Here is a 12,900-nt window from a genome sequence, read left to right on the forward strand (position 1 = left end):
CGGCCGCCGGGCGCTCCCTTAAATTAGCCTTAAGTTTGCCGAAACGCTGGGCGCCGCCCAAACCTTCGGCCGCGCTCAGCGTTTTCGGAGCAGCTATATGAAGTCCGTGGTTTCCTTTTTTTTGGCCTGCCTGCTGCTGGCCGGTAGCTTCATTCCGCAGAACGACCTGTCGGAGCTGAGCAAGCTGCCCCAGCTGCTGGAACACTACCGCTTTCACCACTCGGTGGCGGGCGGTGGCTTGTCGGTGGTCCAGTTTCTGGCCGAGCACTACGGCTCGGGCACCAAGGAACACTTCGGCTGCACGTTTTCGCCCCGGCATCAGCAAGACCACCAGGGCCTGCCGCTGCACGGCCGCCACGAGTGCAGCAGCCACATGGCGTTCTTCTTTCTGCCCGCGCCGGCCTCGCTAGCCCTGCCGGGCCACTCGCTGCCGGGGCTGGGCCAAGCCTACCGGCCCGTTGCCCACGTGCGCTACCAAGACGGGGCCACTGCCGCGCTGCTCCAGCCGCCCCGAGCGTAAGCCGCCGCTGACCTAGGGGGCAGTGTGCCCATTTACAAGCTCCGCACAGCCAGGCAAGAACATTGAGTAACGTGGGCGCTGCCGGGCAGCCAGGGCTGTTGTGCGGAAAGTAGGCCAGGGCCGCGCCGCTTGCGCGGGGGCTAGCCGGGCCATTTTGGTAATTCTGGTTTTTTGGTGGGTAATGTATTTCCGATGCTGAGGTATTGTGAAAAGAGGTAGGGCTAGCCAGTCCTGCTGCTGCCAAAAGCCGCATCCTTTTGTTTTCATGCTAGAAAAAATAATCGCGGCCAGCGTCCGCAACAAGCTCCTGGTGGCGCTGCTGCTGCTGGGGCTCATTGCCTGGGGCGGTTTTTCGGCGGCCAACCTGCCGCTCGACGCCATCCCGGACGTCACCAACAACCAGGTGCAGGTCATCACCCAAAGCCCGGCCCTGGCGGCGCAGGAGGTCGAGCAGCTCATCACGGTGCCGCTCGAATTGCAGCTACGCACGGTGCCCGGCGTTACGGAAATCCGCTCCATCTCGCGCTTCGGGCTCTCGGTGATTACCGTCGTCTTCCCCGACAACGTGAGCACCTACCAGACCCGGCAGCTCGTGGCCGAAAAGCTCAAAACCGCCGAGGCTGACCTCGTGGCCGGAGCCGGCGTGCCCACCATGGCGCCCATCACCACCGGCCTGGGCGAGATTTACCAGTACAGCCTGCGGGTGCTGCCCGGCTACTCAACCCAGTTTTCGCTGGCCAAGCTGCGCGACTTGCAGGACTGGCTCGTGAAGCGCCGCCTGGCCGGCGTGCCCGGCGTGGTGGATGTGAGCAGCTTCGGCGGCTACCTGCGCGAGTACGAGGTGGCCGTGGACCCTAGCCGGCTGGCGTCCAACAACGTAACGATGGCCGAGCTGTACGCCGCCTTGCAGGACAACAACGCCAATACCGGCGGCGCCTACCTTGAGCGCGGCCCCAACGCCTACTTCATCCGGGGCGAGGGCCGGGCCAATTCGCTGGCCGACCTCGGGGCCACGGTTATCAAGCAGGCGGCGCAGGGCGCGCCGCTGCTGGTGCGCGATGTGGCCACCGTGCGCATGGGCCACGCCGTGCGCTACGGCGCCATGACCCGCAACGGCCGGGGCGAAACCGTGGGCGGTATCGTGCTGATGATGAAGGGGGCTAGCTCCGAAAACACCATCAAGCAGGTGAAAATACGGGTGGCCGAAATCCAGAAAAGCCTCCCCAAGGGCGTGGTCATCACGCCGTTTCTCGACCGCACCAAGCTCATCGACAAGGCCATTGCCACCGTGGAGCACAACCTGGTGGAGGGCGGCGTAATTGTGCTGGTGGTGCTGCTGCTGCTGCTCGGCAACTGGCGGGCGGGCGTGCTGGTGGCCCTCATGATACCGCTGTGCATGCTCTTCGCGCTGGGCATGATGAGTTTGTTCGGCGTGTCGGCTAACCTCATGAGCCTCGGCGCGCTCGACTTCGGCCTCATCGTGGATGGGGCCGTCATTATCGTGGAGGCCGTCATCTTTCACCTGGTGCACCAACGTAAGGAGGCCGCCCATGAAACGATGGACGACATCACCGAGCACGCGGCTACGCGCCTCATGTCGTCGGCCCTGTTTGGGCAACTCATCATTCTCATCGTGTACCTGCCCATTTTGTCGCTCACCGGCATCGAGGGCAAGATGTTCCGGCCGATGGCCCTTACGGTGAGCTTCGCCATCATCGGGGCCATGCTCATGTGCCTCACCTTCGTGCCGGCCGCCACGGCCTGGGCGCTCAAGAAAGACATCAAGGAGGAAGGCACCCTAGCCGACCGTATTATGAAGTTTTTGCACCGCGGCTACGACCCCATTATTCGGGCGGCGCTGGGCGCGCGCTGGCTGGTGGCGGGCGGCGCGGTGGCCCTGCTGGTGCTGGCGGGCTTCCTGTTTTCGCGCATGGGCGGCGAGTTTATTCCGCAGCTCGACGAGGGCGACATTGCCCTGAACGTGACGCTAGCCCCCGGCTCGTCATTGACCCAGACGGTGGCCACCAACACCAGGGTGCAGCAGATTTTGCTCAGCAAATTCCCCGAAATCGAGCAGATTGTGGGCAAGAGCGGCACGTCCGAGATTCCGACCGACCCCATGTCGCTGGAAGACAGCGACGAGATGGTGATTCTTAAAGACCACAGCCAGTGGACCTCGGCCGGCACCCGCGAAGAGCTGGCGGGCAAGATGCACGCCGCGCTGGCCGGCATTCCGGGCGTCACGATGGAGTTTCAGCAGCCCATCCAGATGCGGTTTAATGAGCTGATTTCGGGCGTGAAATCGGACGTGAGCATCAAGATTTACGGCGACGACCTGGCCGTGCTCTATGAAAAGGCCAACCAGGCGGCCGACCTCATCCGCCCCCTGGCCGGGGTGGGCGACCTGAAGGTAGAGCAAATCGCGGCCCTGCCGCAGATGCTGGTGCGCTACGACCGCCAGAAGCTGGCCCAGTACGGGCTGAAAGTAAGTGACTTGAATACGCTGCTGCGCTCGTCCTTCGCCGGCGACGTGGCGGGGCAGGTGTACGAGGGCGAGCGCCGCTACGACCTGGTGGTGCGCCTCGACAGCGTGCACCGCGAGGGGCTAGCCAACCTGCGCGACCTGTACGTGGATACGCCGGGCGGCCAGAAAATCCCCCTCGACGAGGTGGCCAGCGTGAGCTACCACAACGCGCCCATCCAGATTTCCCGGGATGATGCCCGCCGCCGCATCAACATCGGCATCAACGTGCGGGGCCGCGACGTGCAGAGCCTGGTGCAGGAAATTCAGGGGAAGCTCAAAACCGGCCTCCAGCTGCCCACTGGCTACACCATCGTGTACGGCGGGCAGTTTGAGAACCTGAACCACGCCATCGAGCGCCTTAAAATAGCCGTGCCGGTGTCGCTGGTGCTCATTTTTATGCTGCTCTACCTCTCGTTCCGGTCGGTGAAGCAGGCGCTGCTCATCTTCACGGGGGTGCCGCTGGCTACCATTGGCGGCATTGTGGCCTTGTGGCTGCGCGGCATGCCGTTCAGCATTTCGGCGGGCGTGGGGTTTATCGCTCTGTTTGGGGTGGCCGTACTCAACGGCATCGTGCTGCTGGCCAGCCTCAACGAGCTGGCGGCCGAGGGCGTGGGCAAGGTGCGCGAGCGCGTGCTGCGTGCCACCGAGGAGCGCTTCCGGCCGGTTATTCTCACGGCCAGCGTGGCCTCGCTGGGCTTTCTGCCGATGGCCCTGAGCAAATCGGCGGGTGCCGAGGTGCAGAAGCCGCTGGCCACCGTGGTGATTGGGGGCCTGATTTCGGCCACGCTGCTCACGCTGGTGGTGCTGCCGGTGCTTTATTCCTTCTTCACCAAAGACAATGAGCCCAACCCCGAGCTAGCCGCCGAGGCTGAAGAGAAGGCCAAGCACGCCGCCGAAGTAGGCGAGGAGCCCCCGGCCGAAGCTGGCCCGCCCGCCGAAAACCCGGCCAAGAGCCCGGCGCCGGCCGTGGCCGGCGTGGTGTTGCTGCTAGGCCTGCTGGCGGGCTTTGGCAGTGTCCGGGCCCAAAATACGCTGGGCTCCACGGCCGGCCAGTCCCTGAACCTGAACCAGGCCCTGCAAACGGCGGGCGTGCAAAACCAGTCGCTGCAAACGGCCGGCCTGCAGGTGCAGCAGCAGCAGGCGCTCATCCGCACTGGCCTGGAGCCGCCGCGCACGATAGTCGATTTTCAGGTGGGCCAGGTGTCGAGCAACGTGGTCGACCACACGTTCAATATTATTCAGCAAACGGCCTTCCCGACCGTGTACGCGGCTCAGCGCCAGCTTTTGCGCAGCCAGAGCGTGACGGCCGAGCAGCAGCAGCGCCTGAGCCAGCGCACGCTGGCCGGCACTATTCGCACCAGCTACTACAGCCTGCTCGTGACCTACCGCCGGCTGGCGCTGCTGCGCCGCCAGGACAGCCTGTATCGCCGGGCCGCCCGCGCCGCCCGCATCCGCTACCAGGTGGGCGAAACCAACCGCTTGGAGCAAGTAGCTGCCGAGGCCCGCGCCCAGGAGCTTACCAACCGCCTGCTCATCACGCTCACTGACCTGGAGGTGCAGCGCGCCCAGCTAGGGCAGCTGCTGGGCCAGCCCGGCCCGGCCGCCATCGACACCACCACCGCCCTGGTGGCCCCGCTCACGCCCGCCGATACGGTGGCCCTCTCGCCCGAGAGCAACCCTACGCTAGGCCTGCTGCGCCAGCAGGTGGCCGTGAGCGAGCAGCAAACCAAGGTGGAGCGCCTGCGCCGCCTGCCCGACCTGCGCGCCGGCTACTTTCAGCAAAGCATCCGGCCCGAGTTCCGGGCCCTGAATGTGGGGCAGGTGGGGCTGGCGTTTCCGCTGCTGGGCGGCGCGGGGCGGGCCCGGGTGGCGGCGGCGCGCATTGGCGAGCAGGTGGCCGCCGGCCAGCTGAGCTACGCCACGGCCCAGCTCAGTACCCAGCTGCGCACGCTGCGGTTGCAGCTGCGGCGGGCCAGGGCTTCGCTCGACTATTACGAGAAAACGGCCCTGCCCCAGGCCCGGCTCATTCTGGATACGGCCGAAAAAAGCTTCCGGGCCGGCGATATCGATTACGTGACCTACGTGGTGAATACCGAGCCCGCCTGGCAAATCCAGAGCAGCTACCTCGACCAGGCCCAGCGCTACAACGAGGTGGTAGTCAACCTCGAAACCCTGGTAGGTGCCCCGCCCACGGCCGCGCGCTAGCCCTTTCTTTCTGCCCAAACGAGCCCCGGCTCCTTTCCTAGTACCATGTCAGTTGTCTTGAAATACTACACCCTGGCCAGTGCCCTGGCGCTGCTAACGGCCTGCGGTGGCAAGCCCGACGCCGCGGCCGGTAAAGACGCGCCCGCTGGCAAAGGCGGCCAACCCGCCGCCCCGGCCGCCCCTAGCAACCCCGACCGGGTAACCGTGAGCCCGGCCCAGGAGCGGGCCGCCGGCATCGAGCTTGGCAGCTTCGAGCGCCAGAATATGAGCACCGAGGTGCAGGCCAACGGCTCGGTGGAGGTGCCGCCCCAGAGCCGGGCCGCCATCACGGCCATTATGGGCGGCTACGTGCAAACCGTGAGCGTGCTGCCCGGCCAGCATGTGGCGGCCGGCGCGGTTATCGCCACGCTGCGCTCGCCCGAGTTTCTCACCCTGCAGCAAACCTATTTGCAGAGCAAGGCGAAGGTGCGCTTTCTGGCCGAAGACCTGGAGCGCCAGCGCATTCTGGACGTGGAGGACGTGGGCGCCAAGCGCAAGCTGCAACTGGCCCGTGCCGACTACGCCTCCGAGCAGGCCACGCTGCGCACCACCGCCGCCCAGCTGCGGCTGCTGGGCATCTCGCTGGCCAGGCTCGACGCGGGCACCATTGTGCAGGCCGTGCCGCTCACCACGCCCATCGCCGGCTACGTGAAATCGGTCAACATCAACCCCGGCGAGTTTGTCAACCCCCAGGACCCGCTGGCCGAGGTACTTAACCGCGACGATTTACATCTCGAACTCAAAGTGTTTGAGAAAGATGTGGCCCTGGTGAAGCCCGGCCAGCTGATACTTTTTAAGGTGCAAAATTCGGGGCGCGAGGAAGAGCTTAAAGCTCGGGTATTCCTGGTAGGTAAAGCATTCGATGACAATGCCCGCACGGTGCGCGTGCACGCCCACATGGAGCCCGAGCGCAGCGACCTGCTGCCCGGCCAGTTCGTGGCTGCCCGCATCCAGACGGCCGGGGCCCGCGTACGAACCCTGCCCGAGGCCGCCCTCATTCAGGCGGGCGACCTTAGCTACATTTTTCAGCGGGTGGGCACCGACTCGGGCCGCAGCGTGTTTCGGCGCGTGAAGGTGCGCGCCGGCCAGCCCCAGCACGGCGACGTGGCCGTTACCATCCTCGACCCCCTGGCCGATACTACCCACCTGGTGCGGCGCGGCGCCTACTTCCTCGACGCCGAGCTACGCAAAGGAGAGGGTGGCGATTAACTTACTATAAATCATAGTTTAACCAGTATTCTCTTCCTTCATTGCTTCAGGCAGTAATTATCCGGCTATACATCCGCTATTTTGCTCAAACGGCTCCGCATTGCGGGGCCGTTTGCTGTATCCGGGCTAGTCACTCAGATTGTCAACAGCTTTCCTGCAACCTTCAATTTTTGCGCTTAAAACCGGCTTTGCCTTCCTGGCCACTGCCTGGGAGGAGCAGCTACCACCCTGGCCAAGTACACCGCCGCACTCGCCGATTTGTTGCCGCCGCGGGGCGCCTGCCTGCTACTTTCAACGTTACTCATTCCATCATGCTTTTTTGCCTTTCTGCCATGCGTACTTATTTGCTGAGCGGCCTGGCCGCTGCCCTGCTGGCTGCTGCCCCGGCACTAGCCCAGTCGGGTGGGGGCGCCAGCCAAACCACCCCCGCCCTTACCTGGAACACCTCGCTGCCCACCGCCCTGGCGCAGGCCCAAGCCAGCCGCAAGCCGGTGCTGGCCGTGTTTTCGGGCTCCGACTGGTGCAAGCCCTGCATGCAGCTCAAGCAGGAGGTGTTTGACCAGCCCGAGTTCCGGAGCTATGCTCAGGACAAATTTGTGCTGGCCCGCTTCGACTTTCCGCGCAGCAAGAAAAACGCCCTCCCGAAAGACCAGACCAGGCTCAGCGAGGAGGCCGCCGCGCAGCTCAACAAGGAAGGCGCTTTTCCGGCGGTGGTGCTGCTCTCGCCCGAGGGCAAGGTGCTGGCCCGCACTGGCTACCGGCCCGGCGGTGCCACCGCCTACGACGCCTACCTCGACCAGCTGCTCGCCAAAAAATAAGTACGTATGCGTAGTTCTTTCGCCGCTGCCTGGCTGCCCCGGCTGCTAGGGATGGCCCTGCTGGCAGTGCTCGGGCCGGGCCACCTGGCGGCCCGGCCGCTAGCCCCGCCCGCCCGCGCCTACACCCGCTCGGCCCACCTCATGGGCTCGGCGTTTACGTTCACGGCCGTATCCGCCGACGACTCGCTGGCCTGGCGTGCGCTGCGCGCCGGCCTGCGCGAAACTTGGCGCATCGACCGGCTGTGCTCGTACTGGGACTCGACTTCGCAGGTAGTGAAAATCAACCGGTTGGCCGGGGTGCGGCCGGTGGTGGTTGACCAGGAGGTGTACGACCTCATTGCGCGCACGCTCAAAATCTCGCAGCTCAGCGGCGGGGCATTTGATATCACCTTTGCCAGCGGCGACAAGATTTATACCTTCGATAAGCAAGCGCACGCCAGCCTGCCCGATTCGGCCACGGTGCGCCGCTCGGTGCGGCGCATTGGCTGGCAAAAGGTGCGGCTGGATGCGGCCACGCACTCGGTTTTTCTGCCCGAGAAAGGAATGCGCATCAATCTGGCCGGCATTCTGCAGGGCTACGGCGTGCGCCGGGCTTCGGAAATCATGAAGAAAATGGGCATTGTCGGCGGCCTCATCAACGGCTCGGGCGATGTGTACTGCTGGGGCAAGCAGCCCGATGGCAGCGGCTGGCGCATTGCCATTGGCGACCCGGCCAAGCCGCACACGGTATCGTCGTGGCTCACGGTGAGCGACCTGGCCGTGGTGACGGCCGGCAACTATGAGCAGTACTTCACGGTGGCCGGCAAGTATTACGGCCACATCATCAACCCGCACACCGGCTACCCGGCCACGGGCCTGCGCTCGGTCACCATCATTTGCCCCGATGTGGAGCTGGCCGATGCCCTCGACGACGCCGTGTTTGTGCTCGGGCCCGTGGCGGGGCTAGCCCTCATCAACCGCCTCAAAGACATCAACTGCACGCTTATCACGGACGATGGCCAGACGCTGGTTTCCAGGGGCATGCAGCTCAACCCGTACCACAGCGCCGCGCCGGCCGCCGTGGCTCAGCCCAAACCCAAACCATGAAAAATATTCTCCTGCGGCCCGCTTTGCTAGGCCTGCTGCTGGCCGGGGCCGCCGCGCTGCCCGGCTGCGTATCGGTGGCCGCCTATCAGAAAGCCTACCTCAACGATGAGGATATGAAGCTGGCCACCAAAAAAGTTGAAACTCCGGAAGTCAACTTCGAGAGCTACCGCGAGGGCGCCGGCGGCGCCAACGGCGGCAAAGTAGGCGGCGGCTGCGGCTGTAATTAATACGCTGTATATAATCTATTTGTGAAGAATCTACTTTTCCTCGGCCTGGTTTTTGCCGCCCCACTAGGGGCTCTGGCGCAGGCCACGCCCACGCCCAACCGCCTCGATGGCTCGGGCATTTCGCCCAATGCGGCGCAGCTGCCCACGCCCGCCCGCTACGGTGAAACTGAGGTCGATATTTTGGGCAGCTACTACCAGCAAAACGGCAACCACTCGGCGGTGGAAGGCGGCGTGGGCGACCAGCACCTGACCGACGTGGCCCCGACTATTTTGCTCAACGTGCCGCTCGACTCCACGACGCGCCTCTCGGCCAACGTGGGCATCGATTACTACGCCTCGGCCTCGTCGGACAAGATTGACCAGGTGATGTCGTCGCCCTCGGCCTCCGATGTGCGCTACCACGCCGACTTCGGCCTCTCGCACACCCTAGCCGATAAGCTGACCACGCTAGGGGCCGGCGCGGGCGTATCGAAGGAATACGACTACCTCTCCTTCAACCTACTAGCTTCCTGGGTGAGGGCCTCGGCCGATGGCAACCGGCAGTTCAGCGCCAGCGGCCAGGTTTTCCTCGACCAAATCAAGCTCATTACGCCGGCCGAGCTGCGGGTGGGCGGTACCCGCAACCACAACTACGGCTCCGATAACCGCCAGAGCTTCACGCTGTCGCTGGTGTATGCGCAGGTGCTGAGCAAGCGCCTGCAAGCCGCCGTGGGCTTCGAGCCAGTGGTGCAGCGCGGGCTGCTGAGCACGCCCTTTCAGCGGGTGTATTTCCGCGACCGGCCCGATGCCGCCGGCCAGCTAGGCACCCTGGGCACGGCCTTGGCCGAGGTGCTGCCGCGCCTGCGCTACAAGTACCCCGCCAGCCTGCGCCTGACCTACTACGCCACCGACCTGGTGCAGCTGCGCGGCTTCTATCGGTATTATGCCGATAACTTTGGTATTCAGGCCCATACCTTCGAGCTAGAGGCGCCGGTGAAGGTGACGCCCTTCTTCACGCTGTACCCGTTTTACCGCTACCACACCCAAACGGCCGCCGATTACTTTGCGCCTTACCTGGCTCACTCGGTAACCGACGAATACTATACTTCCGACTACGACCTGTCGGCTTTCTCGGCCAACAAAGTGGGCCTGGGGTTGCGCTACGCGCCGCTCTACGGGCTAGGGCGCTTCAAGCTCGGCCACCGCATCACCAAGTTTAAGTCGCTCGACCTGCGCTACGGCTACTACCGCCAGAGCACCGGCCTCACGGCCAACGTAGTCAGCGCCGACCTTTCGTTCGTAATGCCCTAGCGGTGTTATGAATTATGAAGCAAAAGTTCTGAGTTGGCCAGGCTTCTCCATCGCCAGCTGGTCAGCTCTTGATTTTAAGCTCCTGATTTTTAACTCATACCTTCTACTTCGTAACTCATAACTCACCCCATGACCCCCGCCGTAAAACAAGCGCCCGCCGAGCAGCACCTCACCAGCTCGGCCATGCTGCAAGACATCGTCATCGGGCTTTCTGATGGCCTCACGGTGCCCTTTGCCCTGGCGGCCGGCCTTAGCGGGGCGGTGCAGTCGTCGGGTTTGGTTATCACGGCGGGGCTAGCCGAAATCGTGGCCGGCTCCATTGCCATGGGGCTGGGCGGCTACCTGGCCGGCCGCACCGAGGTCGACCACTACGCCGCCGAGCTGGCCCGCGAGCACGAAGAAGTGCGTACCGTGCCCGACACCGAGCGGCGCGAGGTGCAGGCGCTATTTGTCGAAATGGGCCTGTCCGAAACCACGGCCAGCCAGGCCACCAATGAGCTGGTGCAAGACCCCGAGCAGTGGGTCAAGTTCATGATGAAGTACGAGCTGGGCCTCGAACAGCCCGACCCCAGGCAGGCGTTTAAAAGCGCCTTCACCATTGCCGGCGCCTACGCCGTGGGCGGCCTCATTCCGCTCAGCGCCTATTTTCTCACGGCCACGCCGCACCAAGGGCTGCTCTGGTCGGGCATTATTACGCTGCTGTGCCTGCTCGTATTCGGCTTCTTCAAGAGCCGCCTGACGGGCCAGGCGCCCGTGGCCGGGGCCCTCAAGATGGCCGCTACCGGCGCCGCCGCGGCCGCCGCCGCATTCTACGTGGCGCGCCTGGTGCAGGGCCACGGCGCCTGATGCCGCGAGGCAGTTAGCTAAGCTGGCCTGGCTATTCAAGGCCCGACGCAACGACGCAGTAGAAGCAATAAAAAAGCCCTGGCAGATGCCAGGGCTTTTTTAGTAGCATAGTTTTTAGCCAGCGCTAGGCGTTGGTGGTGGTAGTCAGGCTCACCTCGATGTTGCCTTTGGTAGCGCGCGAGTAGGGGCAGATGCCGTGGGCGGCGGCCACCAGTTCTTCGGCCTGCTGCTGCTCGAAGCCGGGCAGATTCACGTGCAGGTCGGCCGAGATGCCGTAGCCCCCGTCTTCGGCCTGGCCGAAGCCGATAAGGGCTTCTACGGTTACTTTTTCGAGTTTTACCTTGGCCTGGCGGGCGGCCACGCCCAGCGCACCCTCAAAGCAGGCGGCGTAGCCGGCGGCGAAAAGCTGCTCGGGGTTGGTGGCGCCGGCCTTGCCGGGGCCGCCCATCTCTTTGGGCGTGCTCAGGGTGAGGTCGAGCGCCTCGTTGGCGGTAGTTACGTGGCCATCGCGGCCGCCCTGCACTTTGGCCTGGGCCGTGAAGACTTTCTGGATTTTCATGGGTAAAGAAAAAAATAGCTGCCTAGGCGGTCAGCTGGGTAAGCAATTGCGTGAGTTGGGTGCGCAGGGCCAGAAACTCGGCCGGCGACAAATTCATTTTGGCCAGCAGCTGGGCAGGTATCTGGCTAGCCGGGGCTTGCAGCGCCCGCCCCGCCGGCCGCAGCCCGATGATAACCGAGCGCTCGTCGTGCGGGTCGCGCCGCCGGCTCAGCCACTGCCGCTGCTCCATGCGCTTGAGCAGGGGCGTGAGGGTGCCCGAGTCGAGCAGCAGGCGCTCGCCTAGCTCCTTCACCGTCAGCTCCTCGTGCTCCCACAGCAGCAAGAACACCAGATACTGCGGGTAGGTGAGGCCCAGCGCCTGCAAGTGCGGCTGGTAGGCCTTGGTGAGCTGCCGCGACACGGCGTAGAACGGAAAGCACAGCTGGCTTTCCAGCTTCAGCAGCGAGCCGTCGGCGTCGGGAGAGGGGCTAGGGGGCATGGCGTTCGGGAGGTAGACAAAATACGGTTGGGCAATGTTTGATTGCGCACAACTTATTTTTCCATAAAAGTAAAGCCAGCCCGCCGCGAAATTGCACGGCCGGCTGGCTCCGGCGCTAGTAGCCAAGGCGTTAGCCAGGCCGTGAACTGCGCGCTGTCGCTGCCATCCACGTCGAATGTGGCGCCGCCGATGTGCCCCGCCCCGTCGGCCGCCGCCAAAAATCGACGCGCCGGGCCGCTCCTCACCCAATAGCAGGTGAAAAGCCGCCCGGCGCGTTGCCGCAAGCTTGCCCTGGCTACCAGGGGCTGATGCCCGTTTCCGGCGCGTTGTCGTCGCTGAAAAACTGGCTGGTGGGGCCGTCCGGGCCTAGTAGGGCAGCTTTTACCACGCGGGCGGCGGCATCGGGCACGCTGCCGGGGCCGCTGTGGCCATTAAAATCGGTGGCGGTGTAGCCCGGGTCCACGGCGTTCACCTTAAAGGGCGTGTCGCGCAGCTCGTAGGCCAGCACAATGGTGTACATGTTGAGCGCCGCCTTCGACGAGTTGTACACGGCCGGCTTGACGCTGTAGTACCCCCAGCCAGGGTCCGCGTTCAGCTGCAGCGAGCCCAGGCCCGAGGTCACGTTTACGATGCGCGGCGCGGCCGACTGCCGCAGCAAATCCAGGAAGGCCTGCGTGGTGCGCACCACGCCGAAGAGGTTCGTGTCGTACACCTCCTGAAAAACGGCCAGGTCGGTAGCCGCGGCGGTTTGGGGCAGGCCCCCGCTGATGCCGGCATTATTAATGAGCACGTCGAGCACGGAGGTTTTCTGGCCCACCACCTCGCGGGCAGCTTGTACCGAGGCATCGTCCGTGACGTCGAGCTGAATGGGCTCGACCTGCGCCAGGCCTTCGGCGTGCAGCTGGGCCACGGCCTGCTGCCCCTTTGCCAGGTCGCGGCTTCCCAGGTACACGTAGTAGCCGTGCTGGAGTAATTGCCGGGCCGTTTCGAAGCCAATGCTTTTGTTGGCGCCGGTGATGAGAGCGTACTTCATGGGGCAGAGGGGGTAGGGAGTTCAGCGGAGTTACTAGAACAGCACAAAGGTCCTGCGGCCCCCAGC

At 64.4% G+C, this 12,900-nt stretch carries 11 protein-coding genes; 8 read left to right on the forward strand and 3 right to left on the reverse strand.

Annotated features, from left to right (window positions below; all coding sequences use genetic code 11):
- Nucleotides 1-97: 97 nt before the first annotated feature.
- The 8 genes from Q5H89_RS12640 to Q5H89_RS12675 all read left to right on the forward strand — a co-directional run bounded on the left by Q5H89_RS12640 (nucleotide 98) and on the right by Q5H89_RS12675 (nucleotide 10,764).
- On the forward strand, nucleotides 98-520 hold the full coding sequence (locus Q5H89_RS12640; protein WP_305019686.1) for a hypothetical protein: 423 nt from the start codon (nucleotides 98-100) through the stop codon (nucleotides 518-520).
- A gap of 265 nt (nucleotides 521-785) precedes the next feature.
- Complete coding sequence (locus Q5H89_RS12645) at nucleotides 786-5,249, forward strand: CusA/CzcA family heavy metal efflux RND transporter (RefSeq protein ID WP_305019687.1); 4,464 nt, start codon at nucleotides 786-788, stop codon at nucleotides 5,247-5,249.
- 45 nt (nucleotides 5,250-5,294) lie between these two features.
- Complete coding sequence (locus Q5H89_RS12650) at nucleotides 5,295-6,497, forward strand: efflux RND transporter periplasmic adaptor subunit (RefSeq protein ID WP_305019688.1); 1,203 nt, start codon at nucleotides 5,295-5,297, stop codon at nucleotides 6,495-6,497.
- A gap of 332 nt (nucleotides 6,498-6,829) precedes the next feature.
- A complete protein-coding gene (locus tag Q5H89_RS12655) occupies nucleotides 6,830-7,315 on the forward strand; it encodes a thioredoxin family protein (RefSeq protein ID WP_305019689.1) in 486 nt (161 codons plus the stop codon).
- A 6-nt stretch (nucleotides 7,316-7,321) separates the two neighbouring features.
- Nucleotides 7,322-8,401 carry an FAD:protein FMN transferase gene (locus Q5H89_RS12660; protein WP_305019690.1) on the forward strand — a complete coding sequence of 360 codons (1,080 nt, stop codon included), beginning with the start codon at nucleotides 7,322-7,324 and terminating at the stop codon, nucleotides 8,399-8,401.
- Nucleotides 8,398-8,628 carry a DUF4266 domain-containing protein gene (locus Q5H89_RS12665; RefSeq protein ID WP_305019691.1) on the forward strand — a complete coding sequence of 77 codons (231 nt, stop codon included), beginning with the start codon at nucleotides 8,398-8,400 and terminating at the stop codon, nucleotides 8,626-8,628. Before Q5H89_RS12660 ends, Q5H89_RS12665 begins: the two co-directional genes overlap by 4 nt.
- A gap of 21 nt (nucleotides 8,629-8,649) precedes the next feature.
- On the forward strand, nucleotides 8,650-9,918 hold the full coding sequence (locus Q5H89_RS12670; RefSeq protein ID WP_305019692.1) for a DUF3570 domain-containing protein: 1,269 nt from the start codon (nucleotides 8,650-8,652) through the stop codon (nucleotides 9,916-9,918).
- A 129-nt stretch (nucleotides 9,919-10,047) separates the two neighbouring features.
- The gene (locus Q5H89_RS12675) at nucleotides 10,048-10,764 is read left to right on the forward strand and encodes a VIT1/CCC1 transporter family protein (RefSeq protein WP_305019693.1); all 717 of its coding nucleotides are present in this window, start codon (nucleotides 10,048-10,050) and stop codon (nucleotides 10,762-10,764) included.
- 124 nt (nucleotides 10,765-10,888) lie between these two features.
- On the opposite strand, the gene Q5H89_RS12680 is transcribed toward Q5H89_RS12675, so the two are convergent.
- The 3 genes from Q5H89_RS12680 to Q5H89_RS12690 all read right to left on the reverse strand — a co-directional run bounded on the left by Q5H89_RS12680 (nucleotide 10,889) and on the right by Q5H89_RS12690 (nucleotide 12,834).
- Nucleotides 10,889-11,323, reverse strand: coding sequence for an organic hydroperoxide resistance protein (locus tag Q5H89_RS12680; protein WP_305019694.1), 435 nt, complete (start codon nucleotides 11,321-11,323; stop codon nucleotides 10,889-10,891).
- 22 nt (nucleotides 11,324-11,345) lie between these two features.
- The gene (locus tag Q5H89_RS12685; RefSeq protein WP_305019695.1) at nucleotides 11,346-11,801 is read right to left on the reverse strand and encodes a MarR family winged helix-turn-helix transcriptional regulator; all 456 of its coding nucleotides are present in this window, start codon (nucleotides 11,799-11,801) and stop codon (nucleotides 11,346-11,348) included.
- A gap of 295 nt (nucleotides 11,802-12,096) precedes the next feature.
- On the reverse strand, nucleotides 12,097-12,834 hold the full coding sequence (locus tag Q5H89_RS12690; RefSeq protein ID WP_305019696.1) for an SDR family oxidoreductase: 738 nt from the start codon (nucleotides 12,832-12,834) through the stop codon (nucleotides 12,097-12,099).
- Nucleotides 12,835-12,900: the final 66 nt, after the last annotated feature.

This window comes from Hymenobacter cheonanensis, from assembly GCF_030581075.1.
Classification (GTDB): Bacteria; Bacteroidota; Bacteroidia; order Cytophagales; family Hymenobacteraceae; genus Hymenobacter.